Origin of the sequence: Streptomyces sp. HUAS TT7 (assembly GCF_051550175.1) — a bacterium.
In the GTDB taxonomy this organism is placed as follows: Bacteria; Actinomycetota; Actinomycetes; order Streptomycetales; family Streptomycetaceae; genus Streptomyces.
This window is the reverse complement of sequence record NZ_CP196175.1, coordinates 5,838,831-5,856,663: the sequence shown is the minus strand read 5'-3', so window position 1 is coordinate 5,856,663 and position 17,833 is coordinate 5,838,831. Positions and strand designations below refer to the sequence as shown.

The 17,833-nt window shown below is 71.2% G+C and carries 17 protein-coding genes; 5 read left to right on the top strand and 12 right to left on the bottom strand.

The annotated features are described in order from the left end of the window. The first annotated feature begins 115 nt into the window (after nt 1-115). From ACSHXC_RS26335 to ACSHXC_RS26320, 4 genes are all read left to right on the top strand, one after another. Nucleotides 116-1,180 (top strand): M4 family metallopeptidase, encoded by a 1,065-nt coding sequence (locus ACSHXC_RS26335; protein ID WP_438293954.1) that lies wholly within the window; start codon nt 116-118, stop codon nt 1,178-1,180. Between the two features lie 45 nt (nt 1,181-1,225). Beyond that, nucleotides 1,226-1,492, top strand: a complete 267-nt coding sequence (locus ACSHXC_RS26330; RefSeq protein WP_438293953.1) for a protealysin inhibitor emfourin — start codon at nt 1,226-1,228, stop codon at nt 1,490-1,492. A 53-nt stretch (nt 1,493-1,545) separates the two neighbouring features. After that, nucleotides 1,546-2,364: a GNAT family N-acetyltransferase gene (locus tag ACSHXC_RS26325; protein WP_438293952.1), complete on the top strand. Its 819-nt coding sequence runs from the start codon at nt 1,546-1,548 to the stop codon at nt 2,362-2,364. A 190-nt stretch (nt 2,365-2,554) separates the two neighbouring features. Continuing rightward, on the top strand, nt 2,555-4,006 hold the full coding sequence (locus ACSHXC_RS26320; RefSeq protein ID WP_438293951.1) for a serine hydrolase domain-containing protein: 1,452 nt from the start codon (nt 2,555-2,557) through the stop codon (nt 4,004-4,006). A 70-nt stretch (nt 4,007-4,076) separates the two neighbouring features. Here ACSHXC_RS26320 and era read toward each other — a convergent pair whose 3' ends face one another. The 8 genes from era to ACSHXC_RS26280 all read right to left on the bottom strand — a co-directional run bounded on the left by era (nt 4,077) and on the right by ACSHXC_RS26280 (nt 11,667). Further along, nucleotides 4,077-5,030, bottom strand: a complete 954-nt coding sequence (gene era / locus ACSHXC_RS26315; RefSeq protein WP_399485782.1) for a GTPase Era — start codon at nt 5,028-5,030, stop codon at nt 4,077-4,079. An 85-nt stretch (nt 5,031-5,115) separates the two neighbouring features. Continuing rightward, nucleotides 5,116-5,901, bottom strand: a complete 786-nt coding sequence (locus ACSHXC_RS26310; protein WP_438293950.1) for a hypothetical protein — start codon at nt 5,899-5,901, stop codon at nt 5,116-5,118. A 28-nt stretch (nt 5,902-5,929) separates the two neighbouring features. Next, entirely contained in the window at nt 5,930-6,877 is a 948-nt protein-coding gene (locus ACSHXC_RS26305) for a WxL protein peptidoglycan domain-containing protein (RefSeq protein ID WP_438293948.1), read from the bottom strand. Between the two features lie 70 nt (nt 6,878-6,947). Next, complete coding sequence (locus ACSHXC_RS26300) at nt 6,948-8,267, bottom strand: beta-xylosidase (protein WP_438293947.1); 1,320 nt, start codon at nt 8,265-8,267, stop codon at nt 6,948-6,950. Nucleotides 8,268-8,508: 241 nt separating this feature from the next. After that, nucleotides 8,509-8,994 carry a hypothetical protein gene (locus ACSHXC_RS26295; protein ID WP_438293946.1) on the bottom strand — a complete coding sequence of 162 codons (486 nt, stop codon included), beginning with the start codon at nt 8,992-8,994 and terminating at the stop codon, nt 8,509-8,511. Nucleotides 8,995-9,656: 662 nt separating this feature from the next. Beyond that, entirely contained in the window at nt 9,657-10,001 is a 345-nt protein-coding gene (locus ACSHXC_RS26290; protein WP_438293945.1) for a cytidine deaminase, read from the bottom strand. Between the two features lie 42 nt (nt 10,002-10,043). Continuing rightward, nucleotides 10,044-10,763 carry a hypothetical protein gene (locus tag ACSHXC_RS26285; RefSeq protein ID WP_438293944.1) on the bottom strand — a complete coding sequence of 240 codons (720 nt, stop codon included), beginning with the start codon at nt 10,761-10,763 and terminating at the stop codon, nt 10,044-10,046. A gap of 82 nt (nt 10,764-10,845) precedes the next feature. Then, nucleotides 10,846-11,667 carry a helix-turn-helix transcriptional regulator gene (locus tag ACSHXC_RS26280; RefSeq protein ID WP_438296834.1) on the bottom strand — a complete coding sequence of 274 codons (822 nt, stop codon included), beginning with the start codon at nt 11,665-11,667 and terminating at the stop codon, nt 10,846-10,848. 140 nt (nt 11,668-11,807) lie between these two features. Here ACSHXC_RS26280 and ACSHXC_RS26275 point away from each other — a divergent pair, with 140 nt between their 5' ends. Beyond that, on the top strand, nt 11,808-13,217 hold the full coding sequence (locus ACSHXC_RS26275; protein WP_438293943.1) for an MFS transporter: 1,410 nt from the start codon (nt 11,808-11,810) through the stop codon (nt 13,215-13,217). Between the two features lie 4 nt (nt 13,218-13,221). On the opposite strand, the gene ACSHXC_RS26270 is transcribed toward ACSHXC_RS26275, so the two are convergent. Genes ACSHXC_RS26270 through ACSHXC_RS26255 form a run of 4 tightly spaced genes read right to left on the bottom strand, consistent with a single transcriptional unit; the run spans nt 13,222 to nt 17,498 of the window. After that, on the bottom strand, nt 13,222-13,575 hold the full coding sequence (locus ACSHXC_RS26270; RefSeq protein ID WP_438293941.1) for an MmcQ/YjbR family DNA-binding protein: 354 nt from the start codon (nt 13,573-13,575) through the stop codon (nt 13,222-13,224). Beyond that, entirely contained in the window at nt 13,572-14,870 is a 1,299-nt protein-coding gene (locus tag ACSHXC_RS26265; RefSeq protein ID WP_438293940.1) for a hemolysin family protein, read from the bottom strand. The genes ACSHXC_RS26270 and ACSHXC_RS26265 overlap by 4 nt, the downstream gene beginning before the upstream one ends. Next, nucleotides 14,867-15,364 carry an rRNA maturation RNase YbeY gene (gene ybeY / locus ACSHXC_RS26260; protein ID WP_100578292.1) on the bottom strand — a complete coding sequence of 166 codons (498 nt, stop codon included), beginning with the start codon at nt 15,362-15,364 and terminating at the stop codon, nt 14,867-14,869. The genes ACSHXC_RS26265 and ybeY overlap by 4 nt, the downstream gene beginning before the upstream one ends. A 13-nt stretch (nt 15,365-15,377) precedes the next feature. Next, entirely contained in the window at nt 15,378-17,498 is a 2,121-nt protein-coding gene (locus tag ACSHXC_RS26255; protein ID WP_438293939.1) for a PhoH family protein, read from the bottom strand. Nucleotides 17,499-17,833 lie beyond the last annotated feature (335 nt).

Genomic DNA, 17,833 nt, shown 5'->3' with positions numbered 1-17,833 from the left:
TTGTCATCAGCATCTCGTGGGCGCGAATGGCCGGGAACTGTCGTAGAGAAAGCACGCTTCACAATCATGGTGGCGACTAGTGACAGCCCCATGGCCCAGTGCCACATTGCCCGGCATGGACGCCACCACCAACCCGGTTTTCTGCACCATCATTCCGCCCCACGTCTTCGACCGGCTCATCGAGGCCGAGGACCCCGCGCTCGCGCGCATCGCCCGCAGGACCTTCGTCGCGGACGCCGCCCTGCGCACCGAACGCCGGCTGACCACCGTCCTCGGCGCCGAGCCGGTCGCCCCGCCCGCGGGCGCCGCCGCCGACCAGCCGCAGCGCACCGTCTACGACGCCCAGCACACCACCACCCTGCCCGGCCACAAGGTCCGCGGCGAGGGCGAGGCGCCCGTCCAGGACGCGACCGTGAACCGCGCCTACTCGGGGCTCGGCGCGACCTTCGAGCTGTACCTCAAGGCGTACCAGCGGCATTCGATCGACGGCAGCGGGATGCCGCTCAACGCGACGGTCCACTACGACCACAGTTACAACAACGCCTTCTGGAACGGCACCCAGATGGTGTTCGGCGACGGTGACGGCCAGATCTTCCTGGACTTCACGCTGCCCGTCGACGTCATCGGCCACGAGCTGACCCACGGCGTCACCCAGCACACCGCGAACCTCACCTACTTCGGCCAGCCGGGCGCCCTGAACGAGTCCATGTCGGACGTCTTCGGCTCGCTGGTCAAGCAGTACTCCCTCGACCAGGACGCCCACCAGGCCGACTGGCTCATCGGCGCGGGCCTGCTCGCGCCCGGCGTGCACGGCGACGCGCTGCGCTCGATGAAGGCCCCGGGGACGGCGTACGACGACCCGGTGCTCGGCAAGGACCCGCAGCCCGCCACGATGGACCACTATGTGACCACCGGCCGCGACAACGGCGGCGTGCACATCAACTCGGGCATCCCCAACCACGCCTTCTACCTGGTCGCCGACGCGCTCGGCGGCAAGGCCTGGGAGCGGGCCGGGCAGATCTGGTACGACGTGCTCACCGGCGGGCACCTCGGCAAGCAGGCGATGTTCAAGGACTTCGCCAAGCTCACGGTGGCTGCGGCCAAGGCGCGCTACGGCGACGGCGCGGAGTACCAGGCCGTGCAGAAGGCCTGGTCGCAGGTGGGGGTTCCGGCCTCCTGACACATACGCGCTGACGCGGCGGACAGGGGCTGCTAGACAGGGGCCATGCGTATCCAGGTTTCCCGCACAGGAGGATTCGCCGGCATCGAGCGCCGGGCCGAGATCGACACCGCGGGCCGGCCCGATGCCGCCGAATGGCACGCCCTGGCGGAGGCGGCGCTCGACGAGGGCCACGCCGAGCCGTCGATCGGCGTGCCGGACGGCTTCCACTACGAGATCACCGTGGACGGCCGCACGGTGCACTGCGCCGACCCGCGCCTGACCGAGACCCAACGCACGCTGATCACAAGGGTGTTGAAGGAAGGCGCATAGGCGGCGCCGAAACCCGGGTGCGGGCCGGCCGGGCGGCTGCTTTGATGCGCACCATGAGCCTGTCTGCCCACACCCAGTTGGACGATCTTGAGCGCTACTACGATGCGGCGCCCAGGAGTTCGGCCCGCGCCGAGGACTTCGGTCCGCTGACCCTCTTCGTCCGCGAGGGCGCGGGCTGGCACTACTACGCGCGGCCCGCCCTCGGTCACGCCGGGCCGGTGACGGCCGCCGATGTCGACAAGGTGCGGGCCCGCCAGCGCGAGCTCGGTGCGCCCGAGGCCTTCGAGTGGGTCGCCGAGGTGAGCCCCGGGCTGCGCGCGGCGGCCGAGGAGTCCGGCCTCGCGGTGCACGAGCACCCGCTGATGGTGCTGGACCCCGAGGCGCCGGCCGCCGAGCCCCACCCCCTGGTACGTGTCCTGGGCCCGGCCGATCCGCTGCTGCACGCGGCTCTGGTCGTACCCCAGCTCGCCTTCGCCGCACCCGGTACGGGAGTTGGGTCCGCCGGCTCGGCCGAACTGGCCGCCGAGATCACCGCCCGCGCCGGCGACGGCCGGGCCGGGCAGGTCGCCGAGCGGATCCGGGCGGGCCGCAGCGCGCTGGCGGCGGCGATCGAGGACGGGCTGCCGCTCTGTTCCGGGATGCACAACCCGGTGGGCCCGGTCACCGAGATCGTCGGCGTCGGCACGCTGCCCGCCGCGCGGCGCCGGGGACTCGGCCGCGCGGTCACCGCGGCCCTTGTCGCGGACGCGCGGGCGCGGGGGGCGGCGACGGTGTTCCTGTCGGCGGGCGACGCGGACGTGGCCCGGATGTACGCGACCCTGGGGTTCCGCCCGGCGGGCACGGCCCTGATCGCCGAACCGGCCGACGCGTGACGGCCGTTGAGGGCGGCTGAAAGCCGTTCGGCTGAATCCGGCCGCCCCGCGCGCCGGGACATGGCCGTGTGCGGGCCGCCGGGGCAACCTCACGCGGGGTGCGTACAGCGTGCGCCCTTGCGCACATCCAACCCTCTGCGTACAGTGTTCGCAGAGGGAGCACGTCGTACGCATTCTTGGAGGGAAAGCAATGTCGGAGAACGTGAGCTGGGACGAGCGGGGGAACTGGCGGGCCGAGGGCGAGTGGGGCACCAGCGACTCCGGCGGCGAGCGCCTCTACCTCGACCGGTGGCAGGCCAAGCTCGACCGGCTGCGCCAGACCCACCACGTGCCCGGCGCCTCCCTCGCCGTGCTCACCCACGACAAGGTCCACGAGCTGGCGAGCGGGGTACTGCACACCGGCACCGGCGTGGAGGCCACCACCGACTCGGTCTTCCAGCTCGGCTCCCTCGCCAAGACGTACACCGCGACCTTGGCCATGCAGCTCGTCGACGCCGGGAAGCTGGACCTGGACGCGCCGGTCCGCGCGGTGCTCCCGGACTTCACCGTCGCCGACGAGGAGGCGAGCCGGACCATCACGCCCCGCCGGCTCCTCTCCCACACCAGCGGCCTGACCTGCGACTTCACCTTCGACTCCGGGCGCGGTGACGACTGCCTGGAGCTGTACGTCGACGCCACCAAGGGGGTCGCCCTGGACTGCCCGTCCGGCAGCGCCTGCTCCTACAGCAGCCTCGGCTTCAACGTGCTCGGCCGCATGATCGAGGTGATCACCGGCTCGACCTGGGACCAGGCGCTCAAGGACCTGCTGCTCGCCCCGCTCGGCGTGACCAGCACGATGACGCTGCCCGAGGAGGCGCTCCGGTTCCGGGCCGCGATGGGCCACCTCGGCGAGTACGGCCAGGACCCCGTGCCGGCCCCGGCCTGGGACCTCATGCCGCGTTCGGCGGGCCCGTACGGCCGGGTACTCGCCACCGCCGGTGACGTGGCCCGGCTCGCGCAGATGCACCTCGCGGGCGGCACCGCCCCCGACGGGACCCGGCTCCTCACCCCGGGCAGCGTCATCGCGATGCAGACCCGCGAGGTCGACTCCCCCGACAAGTGGACCGTCCACGCGGACGGCTGGGGCCTGGGCTGGACCCTCTACGACTGGAACGGCATCACGGGCTTCGGCCACGACGGCGCCTCCATCGGCCAGTACGGCTTCCTGCGCGTGGTCCCGAGCGCGGGCGTCGCCCTCGTCCTCCTCACCAACGGCGGCGACGCGCGCCGCCTCTACGAGGAGCTCTTCGCCGAACTCCTCGGCGAGCTGGCCGGGGTGAAGATGCCCGCGCCGTTCGAGCCGCCGGCCGAGCCGGTCGAGGTGGACTTCGCGCCGCTCACCGGCACGTACGAGCGCGAGGGCGTCCTCATCACCGTCTCCGAGAAGGACGGCAAGCCGCACCTGGTGTACGAGTTCGTCGGCGGCATGAAGGACTTCTCGCCGCCGCTGGAGATGGACCTCGTGGCGGTCACGGACAAGGTGTTCGCGGGCGCGGGCTCCGGCGCGTACAGCGCGGACTGGATGCCGGTGGTCTTCTCCGAGCTCCAGGACGGCACGGGCGTCTGCTACATCGGCATGCGCTGCGCGCCGAAGGTGTCGTAACCCCGGGCCGCTGTGCGTCGGCCCCCGCCGGAACCTGGTTCCGGCGGGGGCCGACGTATGGGTGGATGTCTCAGAACCCGAGCTTGCGGAGCTGCTTGGGGTCGCGCTGCCAGTCCTTGGCGACCTTGACGTGGAGGTCGAGGAAGACCGGCGTGCCGAGCAGGGCCTCGATGTGCTTGCGGGACTTCATGCCGACCTCCTTCAGGCGCTTGCCCTTCGGGCCGATGATGATGCCCTTCTGGCTGGGGCGCTCGATGTAGACGTTGGCGTGGATATCCAGGAGCGGCTTGTCGGCGGGCCGGTCCTCGCGCGGAATCATTTCCTCCACGACGACGGCGATGGAGTGCGGCAGCTCGTCCCGTACGCCTTCGAGGGCGGCCTCGCGGATCAGCTCGGCGACCATGACCTGCTCGGGCTCGTCGGTGAGGTCGCCCTCGGGGTAGAGCGGCGGGCTGTCCGGAAGCAGCGGGATGATCAGGTCCGCCACGAGCTGGACCTGCTTGTCGCCGACCGCCGAGACCGGCACGATCTGCGCCCACTCGAAGCCGAGCTCCTTGGAGAGCTGGTCGACGGCGATGAGCTGTTCGGCGAGCGTCTTGGAGTCGACCAGGTCGGTCTTGGTGATGATCGCGATCTTGGGGGTCTTCTTGATCCCGGCGAGTTCCTTGGCGATGAACTTGTCGCCGGGGCCGAGCTTCTGGTCGGCGGGCAGACAGAAGCCGATCACGTCGACCTCGGCCCAGGTGGTGCGCACCACGTCGTTGAGGCGCTCGCCGAGCAGGGTCCGCGGCTTGTGGAGACCGGGGGTGTCCACCAGGATCAGCTGGGCGTCCGGGCGGTGCACGATGCCGCGCACGGTGTGCCGGGTGGTCTGCGGGCGGTTGGAGGTGATGGCCACCTTCTGCCCGACCAGAGCGTTCGTGAGGGTGGACTTGCCCGCGTTGGGGCGGCCGACGAAGCAGGCGAAGCCGGCCCGGTGGGTGGGGTCGGCGGCGGTGTCGGCGGCAGGGGTACGAGCGCTCATGCCGCCCATTCTCCCCGATCCCGGGGGCCCCGCCGCCCAGCCCTGCGAAAACGGGCCCCGCGCGGGGCCCCGGCCCCCCCTCCGGCTAGGGCGTCGCGCCCTGGGTCACGGTGTGGAGGCGGGCGGCGGCCTTTGCCAGCAATGCGGGGAGCAGGGCCGGGTCCGCCGCGGTCTGGGCGGCGAAGGTCACCGTGGAGACGTTCGCTCCCTCGCGGACCGTCAGGACCTGCATGTGGAGCTCGGTGCCCGGCACCGAGGCGAGCGGCGCCGTCACCCGCATCCCCACCGCCTCGTCCCCCAGCTTCGCCACGCTCTCCGCCTTGACCTCGCTCTTCTCGGGCCCGCCCCAGTTGAAGTCGAGCGAGCCCCCGTCGCAGGCGGCGGGCAGGGCACGGGAGGCCGCGACCGCCTTGGCCGCCTCGTCGGCGGAGGGGTACGCCACGATCCGGAAGGTCAGATGCTCGGCGCCGGAGTCCTTGGCGTAGTCGCGGGTCGAACTCGCCGCGCCCTGGCCCTCCTTGGGCCCGTTCCACGTCTCCATGTACGTGTCGCACTGCGCGCTGTTGGCGCTCTCGGTGCCGCCCTCGGCACCGACGTCCGAGTTGTCGCCCCCGCTGACGTCCGCGGAGGGGCTGTCCGCCGGGTCCTCGTCCTCGGCCCAGCCCGCGCCGAGATCCTGCGCGGTGAGCAGGGCAGCGTCGGTCTGCGCCTGGGTGAACGGCCTGCCCCCGACGGCGGGCTTCGCGGCACTCTGGGCGGGCGCGGGTTTGTCCGACGCCGCGTCGTCCGAGCCGCCGCACCCCGCGACCGTGACCAGTGCCGCCAGCACCGCCGCGCACCCCGTCAGCTTTTCCCTGCGCCCCGTCCGCATGACGGTTGCCCCCCACCTGCCGTATGTGTCATGACCGGGCCACGATACGACGGCGCACGATCCGCTGGGCGACCAAGGCGAGGGCGGCGGCGAGCAGGACTCCCCCGGCCAGCCAGGGCAGGGCCAGGAAGGAGGCCGCCGCCGAGCCCCGCGCATCCTTGGCGCTCGCGGTCAACTCGACGTCGCCCCAGTCGAGTTGGGGCGCCCCGCGCCATGCCTCGGTGAGCGTGACCTGCTGTCCGGGCAGCAGCTCGGAGGGGACTTTGGTCAGGCCGCGGCTGAGCAGCGTACGGCCGAAAAGTCCGGTGGCGCTCAGGTCGACCTTCGGGTTGAGGGTGACGTTGCCGCGGTTGTGCAGGGTGTACGTGATGTCGGTGCGGCTCTCCCCCATGCCGGGGACCAGCGGCCGGTGCTGGGCGAGGGAGACGTGCTCGACGGCGAGGGCGGGGACGGTGGGGCCGCCGACGCGCAGATACACCCGGGCGCCCACGGCCTGCTGGATACCGACGGCGACCGTGCCGTCGGCGGCCGGTCCCGGCGCGAGATGGTCGTCGAGCGCGACCAGGGCGCCGACGTGGTCGCCGGGCTCGGCGTCCGGCGGCACGGTGAGCGTGAAGGGCACGGTGACCGAGGAGCGGGCGGGGACGGTGACCGTGTTCTGGGCGGCTTTCACCCAGGCCCCCACCCCGGTCTGCCGCTCCTTCTCGGTGCGCACGGCGAACCCGCCGTCGCGCTCGGTGTTGTACGCGTCCGCCCCGTAAAGGCGGAAGTTCAGCGGCGCCGCCGTCTTGTTGGTGACGGTCACCTTGTCGGCGAGGGTGGTGCCGGGGTCGGCGGAGAGGTAGAAGTACGGGCGCTGGGCGCTGCCCGTGGACGCGGGGAAGACGGACCAGTTGCCGTTGTCGGCGGCGCGGGCCGCGGGCGCGGCGAGCAGGGCGAGCACGGCAGCCAGGAGGAGTACGGGCAGCTTGCGCACGGTGCGGGACCCCCGGGGACGGGTGGGCCGGCCGGGTGCGCGTCCGGCCCACGGGTGGATGTGTGAGCCCCTACGTGAGGGTGAGGGTCAGCACGCCGCTGTAGGCGCCGGGCGCGGTGAACGCCGGCACGTCAAGCGAGAGCTTCGCGTCCACGGCGAACTCGCCGCCGGTGAGCGCCGCGTTCGGGGTGGAGGCGAGGGTCGCGCCCGCGCTGCCCACGCCGCCGGCCGAGCCCGCGGCGCACACGGACGGGGAGCCGGGCTTGGTGGCGCAGGCCGGGGTCCAGCTGAGCTTGCCCGCGTCGATGGAGCCGCCGGGGCCGGTGAAGTTGGTGACCTTGCCGGTCAGGGACCAGCCCGCGGGCCCGCCGCGGAAGTCCTGGACCGTCACCGTCTTCAGATCGCCGGTGGAGGCGCCGCCCTTGCCGAAGTCGACGGCCTTGAGATCGACGCTGTCGCCGGCCTGGGACATCGCGAGCGTGCCCGCGGTCACGGCCGCGTTGAGTTTCTGGCCCGGTCCGGTCGGCGGCGGCCCGCTGTTGACGTGGTACGCCACCGGGCCCGCGCCGTTCGCCGGGTTCCAGGCCGCCCCTTCGTAGGCCACGATCCCGGTGGTCGCCGGGTCCTTGATCGTCGGCCGGGCGGTGAAGCCGCCGTTGGCGTCCGACTTGAAGGTGATCTTGTCGGCGGTGGTGGCGGTGCCGTTCCAGCCCGCGACGGTGACGTCCGCGTCGGGGGTGAACTTGGACCCGGTCACCGTCGTGCGGTCACCGGCGTTGCCCGAGGCCGGGTCGGCCGTGATGGCGCGCTGGTTGACCTGTCCGCCGCCGTCCGTGGCGTTGACCGTCCCGGAGACGGGGGCGGGCGGGTTGGTGACGGTGCAGGGTGTGTCCAGCTCCATGATGTAGCTGGTGTGGATGTTGTAGTCGCCGGGCGACAGGGTGATCGCGCCGGCCTTGGTGGCGGTGAAGCTGCCGCTCATGGAGAACGCCGGGAAGGCGCCCTTGCCGGGCACCGGGTCGTTCTTCTTCGGGCCCGCCACGTCCACGGTGCCGGTCTGGGCGCCCGCGAGGACGACCTTTCCGGTCGGGGTCATGATGTCGGCGGGCAGGGCGATGTCGACGGGGTTACTGGCGGCGGGCTTGTTCACCGTGTAGGTGACGGTGACCTTGTCGCCGACCTTGGGTGCCTCGTTGTCGACGGTGACGGTCGCGTTCGTGGTGCCGTCGATCGGCGGGATTCCGGCGATGGCCGGCGGGATGCAGTGCGTGGCGAAGTCGACCGGCGTCGCGGCCAGTGCGCTCGCGGGTGCGGCGAGCGCGCCGGTTCCCGCGGCGAGTGCGACCGCCCCCAATACGGCGGCCAGACGCCGTCTTCGACGTTCCGACATGGGCTTGCCCCCCTTCCTGAAGTGGCACAGCGCGGCTCGGCTGCGCCGACAGGGGGCCATTGACGGCTCGGGGCGAAAAGAAGTCAATGCCATCCCGCCGCAGCAACTGATGACCCATCAGATACTGTCAAGATCCCGGCATTTCAGGCCACTTGGGCGTGCTGCGGGCACACGAAAGCCGGCGCCGCCCGGGACGGCACCGGCTCGTTCTGCGTGGTGCGTGATGGTGCGGGTGCGCGGGTCAGTCGAAGACGAACGGGCCCGGCGCCTGCGAGGTCGTCGCGTCGCAGTTCACCGAGACCCCGAAGATCGTCATCGACAGGGCGGTGCCGGCGAAGTACGAGTCGAGGCTGTCACCGGAGGCCACGGTCCCGTTCAGCGGGCCGATCGTGACCGGGTCGCCCGCGCTCAGCGCGGGGTTGGCCTGGCCGCTGAACACCGTGGTGCCACCGGCGCCCTTGGCGAGGGTCAGGTTCGCGCTGATCTGGTTGGCGCCGACGGCGACCGGCGTGGTGACGGCCGAGGTCAGCGTGATGGTCGCGGCCGCACCGCTCTGGGTCGCGGTGAGCGTGGCACTGCCGCCGCCCCAGGTCCCGCAGTCGTACGTGGCGGTCGCCGAGCCCGGCGAGACGGCGGCCGCGCCCGGCGCGAAGGCGAGGCCCGCCACGGCCACCGCTCCCACCGCGAGTGCGGCCCGCGCGACCGGCCTTCTGGTGCTCCTACGCATGATTCCCCTTCCCGTTACAGGGAGTTGATCGTCTGCCGCGTCATCGGCACACGACCGCGCAGCGGCCCCCGGCGGCCCACGCGCACGGGTGCGCGGGCGTGCGGGCATGGCTCTGCAGGGGCTGCTTCAACTGCGCGGAGGGAGCGCATCCGACTCCGGCGCGGGGCTGCGGCTCTGCACCCCGTGCCGGTCCGTCCCTTGACCTGACGGCCCGTCGGATCGACTGTGCGTCCATTGATGCGCGGGGCGCGTCGGATTGCAAGAGCCATCGCCTTGATTCTTGCGGGGTGGGTGGGGCGGGGGGTGCGCCACGCGGCGGAGCCGCACGGTGTCACAGCCCCGCGCCCCTTGAGGGGTTCGTCGTAGGGTGCGGGCCGTTCGTGGTGCTCGCGCAGTTCCCCGCGCCCCTGTGGGGCGCCCAGTACCACTGGCTCGCGCCCACGCGGCGGAGCCGCACATGTCACAGCCCCGCGCCCCCAGGGAGTCGGGGTCGGTCAGTGCTGGGCTGTTCAGCGTCCCAAAGGGGCGCAGGGAAGGCGCGAGCAGCCCACCGGCCCGCGGCCAAAAGCAGGTTTCAGGGGCGCGGGGAACTGCGCAATCAGCCCCCACCCAGCCGCGGCAGCGCCTGCGCACCCCTCACCAAGGTGCCCGGCTCGTACCGGTCAGGCCCTCGTGCGTACTTCCCCGTCCGGGCCCGCCAGCAGTACCGGGGTCTCTGGGCCGCCCAGGTCTCGTACTGCTGACAGGTCCGCCGCCGCGGGGCGGTCGGCCTCTGTCACCACCGCTGCCGCCTCCAGGGACTTCGCGCCGCTGGCCACCGCCATGGCGACCGCGGTCTGGAGGGCGGACAGCTTCAGGGAGGCGAGCTCGACCGTTCCGGCGACGTAGGTGCGGCCGGTCTCGTCGCGCACGGCGGCGCCCTCGGCCACGCCGTTGCGGGCCCGGGCGCTGCGCGCGAGGGTGATGATCTTGCGGTCCTCGGGGTCGAGTTCGGTGCTCTGAGTCATGCCCCGAGCATAAGGAGTGCCGGGCCCCGAGGCCGCGGGGGCTCAGCCCTTGACCGCCTGGTCCAGCTTCTTGGCGACGGTGGCGGTGACGGTCTTGAACTCGGCCGTCGGGGCGGCGCCCGGCTGCTCGGTCTTCGTCGAGAACGTGCTCAGTGCCGCGCCCTTGCGGATCACGTAGTTGTGGAAGCCCATCTTCACCGGGCCCATGTCGATGACCAGCTCGTAGCCGTGGGCCTCGTCGCCCGCCTTGTCCACGGTGAGCGGCTTGACGGTGGCGGGCGCCTTCTCGCCGTCCATGTCGACGGTGAACGACGCGCACGTGGCGACGGTCGCGTCGAAGCCCTTGAGGTATCCGGCGGCCTTGTCCGCGTCGAAGCCGAAGACCTGCTGGCCTCCGTTGTCGAAGTTGTTCGTCTGCCGGGCGGCCGCCCCCAGCGCGGTGGGCTGCCCCTGCATGAGGTCCAGGAACTTCTGGCAGTCGCGGTTGTCGGCCTTGCCCACGCTGTCCCCGGGCTCCGGGTCGGCCTTCCAGCCCGCCGGAACTTCGTTCGCGGCCAGCAGGGCCGCCTTCAGCTGGGCCTCGGTGACGGACTTCGCCGCGCCGGCGCGGGCGGCCGCCGAGGGTGCCGCGGACGTGGTGGTGTCCTTCTCGGTGGACTTGTCGCTCTTGCTGTCCGACCCCCCGCACGCGGCGGCGAACAGCAGGGACGAGGCGGCCAGGGCCACGGCGGCGGTACGTCTGACGGAGACGGAAACAGACATGTGTGATCCCCCCACGGGAAACGAAAGGTGTATGTGCCCGCCGACCCTATGGGACGGCCCGCCCCTCGCGTCCCCCAGGGCCTCACCCCGCGATCGGGTACATCGACCCCCGCCGGCCCTCCGGGGAGGTCAGCCACTCCAGCTTCTCGGCGGTGTCCGTGTTCGGCAGCGGGGTGTGCAGCACGATCACCAGGTCCGGGCGGGCCGGGACGCGCAGCTGGGTCGACTCGACGTGCAGCGCGCCGACGACCGGGTGCTCCATCTCCTTGCGGAGCAGCCCGCCGGGCTGGACGTCGCGCCGTTCCCACAGCTCCACGAACTCCGGGCTGAGCTCCTTGGCCTGTTCGACGACCGCCTGGAACCCCTCGTCGTCGGGCCGCTCCGAGCAGGCCGCCCGGAACTGGGCGACGACGGTGCAGGCGATCTCGTCCCAACGCTTGGCGCGGGCGCGGTAGATGGGGTCGGTGAAGAACGCGATCAGACAGTTCTGCACGATCTCCGGACGCATCCCGAGGACGAGGGCGGCCGCGTCGTTGTACATCACCGTGTTCCAGTACGCGTCCATGATGTGTGCGGGGAACGGCATCCAGGCGTCGATCAGGCGCTGGAGCCCGTGGCACATGTCGACGTTCGACGGGTCGACCTCGGGCGCCGGCGGGTTGAGCCCGGCGAGCACGTACAGGTGGCGGCGCTCGGCGCTGGTCAGCTGGAGGACCCGGCCCACCGAGTCGAGCACCTGCGGGGACACCGTGATGTCGCGGCCCTGCTCCAGCCACTGGTACCAGGAGACCCCGACCCCGGCGAGCACGGCGACCTCCTCGCGGCGCAGCCCGGGGGTGCGACGGCGGGCCCCGCCGTCGGGCAGTCCGGCCTGCGTGGGGGTGATCCTGGCCCGCCTGCTCATCAGGAACTCGCGCAGTTCGCTGCGGCGGTGCTTGTCGATCGGTGTAGCCACGAACTCCCCCTGTCGGCTGCCTGGTGGTGCCACCAACAGGATAAGTTCCCACTCTCCACGGGCATTCCCGGGCCGCGAAGGTAGTGGCCATGGCGATCGATACACAGACGACAATCACCGGGCCGCACACGGCGGCTCCCCAGGTAGACCGGCTGACCGGCCGGGCCAAGCTGGTCCTCTTCGTGCTCTGCGCCGCGCAGTTCATGGTGGCGCTCGACTTCTCCGTACTGAACGTGGCGCTGCCCGCGCTCGGCAAGGACCTGGGCCTGAACCAGTCCGCACTGCAGTGGGCGGTCACCGCGTTCGCCCTGCCGTCGGGCGGCTTCCTGCTCCTGTTCGGCCGCATCGCCGACCTCTTCGGCCGCAAGAAGCTGTTCCTGACCGGGCTCGCGCTGTTCGGCACGGCCTCGCTGCTCGCCACCCTCGCCTGGGACCCGGCGTCCTTCCTGACCGGGCGCGCACTGCAGGGCCTGGGCGCGGCCGTCATCGTGCCGACCGGCATGTCCCTGCTGACCACGACGTTCCCCGAGGGCCCGCTGCGGGACAAGGCGCTGGGTATCTCCGGCACCCTGCTGTCGCTCGGCTACACCACCGGCATGGTGCTCGGCGGCGTCATGACCGACACCCTGGGCTGGCGCTCCACGATGGGCCTGCTCGTGCTCTTCGCGGCGATCGTGCTGGTGCTCGCCCCCGGCCTGCTGCCCGAGTCCCGCACCCCGGAGCGGCCGCGCCTGGACGTGCCCGGCGCCGTCACCGTCACCGGCGGTCTGCTCGCGGTGATCTACGCCCTGTCGACGGCGGCCCAGCGCGGCTTCGGCGGCGCGGACGTGTGGGGCACCCTGATCGTGGGCCTCGCCCTGCTCGTCGCGTTCGTGATCGTCGAGTCGAAGGCCTCGGCCCCGCTGGTCTCGCTGCCGATGCTGAAGCGCCGCACGGTGGCCTGGGGCAACCTGGGCGGCCTGGTCACCTTCTCGATGATGTCCGCGGTCATCTTCGTCCTGACCCTCTACCTCCAGGAGACCCTGGGGCTCTCGTCCTTCGAGACCGGCCTGATCTTCGGCATCCAGGGCGTCGCCTCGGCCGTCGCCGGTGCGTACGCCGCCAAGTTCATCGGCCGCTTCGGCGCCCGGCGGGTCCTGGTCGGCTCGCTGCTCGGTCAGGGCGTCTTCATCGCCGCCCTCCTTGGCCTCGGCACGGGGTCGGGCGCTCTGCTCGCGACGGTCGCCGTCTCGCTGGCCAGCATGTGCCACCTCGGCGCGATCATCTCGTACGGCGTGACCGTGACCAGCGGGGTGCCGAACGAGGAGCAGGGCCTGGCGACCGGCCTCGTCACCACCACCCAGCAGGTCGGCCTGACCGTCGGCATCCCGCTGCTCGGCGTGCTCGCCACGACGCAGGCCTCGCTGTTCGACGGGGTGCGCACGGTGCTCGCGATCGACGCGGTGATCGTGATCGCGGCGGCCGCCCTGATCGGCCTCGGCCTGCGCAAGCGGGCTTGAGTGCTCAGGCCCGGTCGAGGCGGAGCCGCTCGGCCTTCGGCAGACCGGCGACCACCAGGTCGTACGAGTCCTCGATGAGCTCCCGGACCAGCCGGTCCGGGAGCCCGGCCACGTCCACGGTGTTCCAGTGCCGCTTGTTCATGTGCCAGCCCGGCACGATCGCGGCGTGCTCCCCGCGCAGCCGGACCGCGTCGTCCGGGTCGCACTTGAGGTTGACGGTGAGCGGCTTCCCGTCGAGCGCGGTGAGCGCGAACATCTTCCCGAGCACCTTGAAGACGGAGGTCTCCGGGCCGAACGGGAACTCCTCCGTCGCGGCGTTGAACTCCAGGCAGAACGCCCTCAGTTGCTCGGGTGTCACTCCGCGCTCCCCTTCTCCTCGTCGTCCTCGGTCGGCTCCACCAGTACGGTGACGATCTTGTTGCGGCGGCCTGCCGGGGACTCGGCGGTGAGCCGCAGCCTGCGCGAGTCGGGCAGTTCCACCACGGCCGAGGCGCCCGCGATCGGCACCCGGCCGAGCGACTTGGCGAGCAGCCCGCCGACGGTTTCGACGTCCTCGTCGTCGAACTCGTCGAAGCCGAACAGCTCGCCCAGGTCGCCGATGTCGAGCCGGGCGGTCACCCGGAAGCAGCCGTCCGCGAGCTCGGTGACCGGCGGCAGTTCGCGGTCGTACTCGTCGGTGATCTCACCGACGATCTCCTCCAGGATGTCCTCGATGGTGACGATGCCGGCGGTGCCGCCGTACTCGTCGATGACGACCGCGACGTGGCTGCGCTGCTGCTGCATTTCGCGCAGCAGGTCACCGGCGTTCTTGGTGTCGGGCACGAAGGCGGCGGGCCGCATCGCGGTGGAGACGAGATCGGCCTCGGAGTCCCGGTTGATGTGCGTCTTCCGCACCAGATCCTTCAAATACACGATCCCGACGATGTCGTCCTCGTTCTCGCCGGTCACCGGGATGCGCGAGAAGCCCGAGCGCAGGGCGAGGGTGAGCGCCTGGCGGATCGTCTTGTACCGCTCGATGCAGACGAGGTCGGTGCGCGGCACCATGACCTCGCGCACCAGGGTGTCGCCCAGCTCGAACACCGAGTGCACCATCCGGCGCTCGTCGTCCTCGATCAGCGACTCCTGCTCGGCGAGGTCCACCATCGCCCGCAGCTCGGCCTCGGACGCGAACGGCCCCTTGCGGAAGCCCTTTCCGGGGGTGAGCGCATTGCCGAGCAGGATCAGGAGCTGCGGGATCGGCCCCATGATCCTGGCCAGCGGCAGCAGCACGTAGGCGGCCGCCGTCGCGGTGTTCAGGGGGTGCTGGCGGCCGATGGTGCGGGGCGAGACGCCGACGGCGACGTACGAGACGAGCACCATCACGCCGATGGCGACGAGCAACGCGGTCCAGGTCTCGGCGAACTCGTCGAGGCACACGTAGGTGACGAGGACCCCGGCGGCCATCTCGCAGGCGACCCGCACCAGCAGCGCCACGTTCAGGTAGCGCGTCGGGTCGGAGGCGATCTGGGCGAGCTTGGCGCTGCCGCGCCGGCCGGTGCGTACGGCCTCCTCCGCGCGGAAGGAGGACGTACGGGCGATGCCGGCCTCGGCGCAGGCCGCGAGCCAGGCGACGACGACCAGCGCGACGGCGCCCGCGATCAGTTGGCCGGTCATGAGACGGTCGGCGCCGGGGAGGGACCGGTCAGGCCCTTCTCCGCGCGCCAGCCGTCCACGATCGCCGCCTGGAGGCCGAACATCTCGGCCTTCTCGTCCGGCTCCTCGTGGTCGTAGCCGAGCAGGTGCAGCACTCCGTGGACGGTGAGGAGCTGGAGCTCCTCGTCCATGGAGTGCTGCGTCTCGGCGTCCTCGCCCTGCTTCTTGGCGACCTCCGGGCACAGGACGATGTCACCGAGGAGGCCCTGCGGGGGCTCCTCGTCGTCCTTCGACGGCGGACGCAGCTCGTCCATCGGGAAGGACATGACATCGGTCGGGCCCGGCAGGTCCATCCACTGGATGTGCAGCTGCTCCATGGCCTCGGCGTCCACGACGATCACCGAGAGCTCGGAGAGCGGGTGGATCCGCATCCGCGTGAGGGCGTAGCGGGCGATGTCGAGGATCGCCTGCTCGTCGACCTCGGTTCCGGACTCGTTGTTGACGTCGATCGACATGGTGCGCTCTGCTCTACTTCCCGTTCCGGCCGCCCCGGCCGTTCTGGTCCTGGCGGCTGTCGTACTGCTCGTACGCGTCGACGATACGGCCGACGAGCTTGTGCCGTACGACATCCTGCGAGGTGAGCCGGGAGAAGTGCACGTCCTCGACGCCGTCCAGGATGTCCTGGACCTGGCGCAGACCGCTCTTCGTGCCGCCCGGAAGGTCGACCTGGGTGATGTCGCCCGTGATGACGATCTTCGAGTCGAAGCCGAGCCTGGTCAGGAACATCTTCATCTGCTCGGCGCTGGTGTTCTGCGCCTCGTCGAGGATGATGAACGCGTCGTTCAGGGTGTTGTGCGTCAGCAGGTAGTCCTGCGTCACGTACAGCGAGTCCTCGGCGGCCACCTGGATGCAGACCGCCTCCTCGCGGCCTGCGGGCTCGATGCTGTCGATGAAACGCATGGGGCGCCCGCCGCCTCCCGCCGCGTGGTACGTATCGCGCTTGCGGGGGAGACGGAAGGGCTCGATGCCTTCGGGGAGGCGGATGTCGACCACGTGGGAGTCGTACCGGTGGGCGGCCAGGGCAGTGCCCTGCTCGCGGCCCTCGGCCCGACGGCGCCGTGTGTAGGCGACACCGCCCAAGGACTGGACGAGGGCGATGACGTCGTCCCGCAGGACAATCGACGCGGTCGAGTACTGGATGCGGCAGGTGCGGTCATTCTGCGTGACCGGGCCGCCGTCGGAGTCGAGCAGGCCCTGAAGGACAGCAAGGCGGACCTCTGCCGTGTTGTACAGATAGTCGTTCGGCACGAACTTGGAGTGCGAGCGAGTGCCGACCAGGTCCAGCTCGCGAAGCATGCCGGTCACCGGGTTCTCCAGGGTCATCACGTCGCCGGGCGACTTCACCCTGTTGAGAACGTAGTCGGGGCCGCCCTTGTGCCGGACGGAAACTCCCGGTAGAGCGGCCTCCAACGCCTGAGCGAGCTCGGCGTCCTCGGTGGCGAAGGACGGAGTGGTGGATCCCGTCAGGCAACCGTCTCCGAGGAGCAGTCCCAGCGCATACGGGTCCATGGGTACTTCGCGCTCCGGGAAGCTGACCGGCGCGGTGAGCATCGGCAACTCGAACCGCCGGGCATGGCCCGCACGCAAGTTCCCGATCATCTCCTGGGTTTCCAGGACCCGCCACGGCTTGTCACGGCGCTTGTCGTCGCGTGTCCTGACCGTCCACAGGTGCTCGCCGCAGCACAGCGTCCACGAACCGTCCTGAGCCGAGACGCGATAGATGTCCTTCTCACCCTGCGGGTAGACACCGAGCACCGGGGTCGGCTCACCGTTCGAGCCGATGACCAGGTCACCGACCTGGAGGTCTCCGATGGGGCGCCACCCATCCGGTGTGAGGACGTTCGTGAAGAGCGGCTGGCTACGCCCACGCATGTACGCCAGCGGCGCCACCTCAATGGTCCCCGCCGCCATCAGGCGCGGGATCGAGTCCGGGTCGAGCATGTCGTGCAGGGCGTCGTACAGCGGGCGCAGGTACGGGTCGATCTTCTCGTAGAGCGTGCCGGGCAGGAAGCCCAGGCGCTCGCCGGCCTCGACGGCCGGTCTGGTCAGGATGATCCGGGTGACCTGCTTGGACTGCAGGGCCTGGACCGCCTTGGCCATGGCGAGGTAGGTCTTGCCGGTACCGGCGGGGCCGATGCCGAAGACGATCGTGTGCTTGTCGATCGCGTCGACGTACCGCTTCTGGTTGAGGGTCTTGGGGCGGATGGTGCGGCCGCGGCTGGAGAGGATGTTCTGCGTGAGCACCTCGGCGGGTGTCTCGCGGTGTCCGTCCCCATTGGCTCCGTTGCCGTTGGCGCTGCCATTGGCCCGGAGCATGGCGATCGAGCGTTCCACTGCGTCCTCCGTCATCGACTGTCCGGTGCGGAGCACCAGCATCATCTCGTCGAACAGCCGCTGAATGAGGGCGACTTCCGTCGCGTCCCCCACGGCGCTGATCACATTGCCCCGTACGTGTATGTCGGCCGACGGGAAGGCCTTCTCGATCACGCGCAGCAGGGAGTCGCTCGAACCCAGGATGGTCACCATGGGGTGCTTGGCCGGGATGGTGATCTGGGCGTGCGCCTGCGGGTGTGTGGGTGTCTGAGTCATGGGCCGGCTCTGTGGCCTGCGCATACCTCCCGTTGCAGGGTTCTCGCTGCTCGGGAACCTCTGGGATACCAAGCGTACGACTTGCTGCGCGGGCGTCCGAGAGGTTTTCCGCCCTGCCCTTGCCCGGGGTGCCCCCGCGAACCCCTTGGGGCTGAGCGCCCCCGTCCCCCGTTGTCCTCCGCCTGCGGGCCGCGTCCGGGGGCGCCGCCCCCGGACCCCCGCTCCTCAAATGCCGGAGAGGCTGGATTTACGGGCTCGGGCCGAATTGCGGGCCCCGGCTGGATTGCGGGCCCCGGCTGGATTTCCCTGCCCGGAAGGGCTGGATTGCGGGCCGG

Excerpts from the sequence above, each read along its gene's own strand:
- ybeY (WP_100578292.1), bottom strand. The coding sequence starts at position 15,364 with ATGTCGATCGACGTCAACAACGAGTCCGGAACCGAGGTCGACGAGCAG.
- ACSHXC_RS26310 (WP_438293950.1), bottom strand. The coding sequence starts at position 5,901 with ATGCGGACGGGGCGCAGGGAAAAGCTGACGGGGTGCGCGGCGGTGCTG.
- ACSHXC_RS26300 (WP_438293947.1), bottom strand. The coding sequence starts at position 8,267 with ATGTCGGAACGTCGAAGACGGCGTCTGGCCGCCGTATTGGGGGCGGTC.
- ACSHXC_RS26320 (WP_438293951.1), top strand. The coding sequence starts at position 2,555 with ATGTCGGAGAACGTGAGCTGGGACGAGCGGGGGAACTGGCGGGCCGAG.
- ACSHXC_RS26325 (WP_438293952.1), top strand. The coding sequence starts at position 1,546 with ATGAGCCTGTCTGCCCACACCCAGTTGGACGATCTTGAGCGCTACTAC.
- ACSHXC_RS26285 (WP_438293944.1), bottom strand. The coding sequence starts at position 10,763 with ATGTCTGTTTCCGTCTCCGTCAGACGTACCGCCGCCGTGGCCCTGGCC.
- ACSHXC_RS26255 (WP_438293939.1), bottom strand. The coding sequence starts at position 17,498 with ATGACTCAGACACCCACACACCCGCAGGCGCACGCCCAGATCACCATC.
- ACSHXC_RS26335 (WP_438293954.1), top strand. The coding sequence starts at position 116 with ATGGACGCCACCACCAACCCGGTTTTCTGCACCATCATTCCGCCCCAC.
- ACSHXC_RS26295 (WP_438293946.1), bottom strand. The coding sequence starts at position 8,994 with ATGCGTAGGAGCACCAGAAGGCCGGTCGCGCGGGCCGCACTCGCGGTG.
- ACSHXC_RS26275 (WP_438293943.1), top strand. The coding sequence starts at position 11,808 with ATGGCGATCGATACACAGACGACAATCACCGGGCCGCACACGGCGGCT.
- era (WP_399485782.1), bottom strand. The coding sequence starts at position 5,030 with ATGAGCGCTCGTACCCCTGCCGCCGACACCGCCGCCGACCCCACCCAC.
- ACSHXC_RS26330 (WP_438293953.1), top strand. The coding sequence starts at position 1,226 with ATGCGTATCCAGGTTTCCCGCACAGGAGGATTCGCCGGCATCGAGCGC.
- ACSHXC_RS26280 (WP_438296834.1), bottom strand. The coding sequence starts at position 11,667 with ATGAGCAGGCGGGCCAGGATCACCCCCACGCAGGCCGGACTGCCCGAC.
- ACSHXC_RS26290 (WP_438293945.1), bottom strand. The coding sequence starts at position 10,001 with ATGACTCAGAGCACCGAACTCGACCCCGAGGACCGCAAGATCATCACC.
- ACSHXC_RS26265 (WP_438293940.1), bottom strand. The coding sequence starts at position 14,870 with ATGACCGGCCAACTGATCGCGGGCGCCGTCGCGCTGGTCGTCGTCGCC.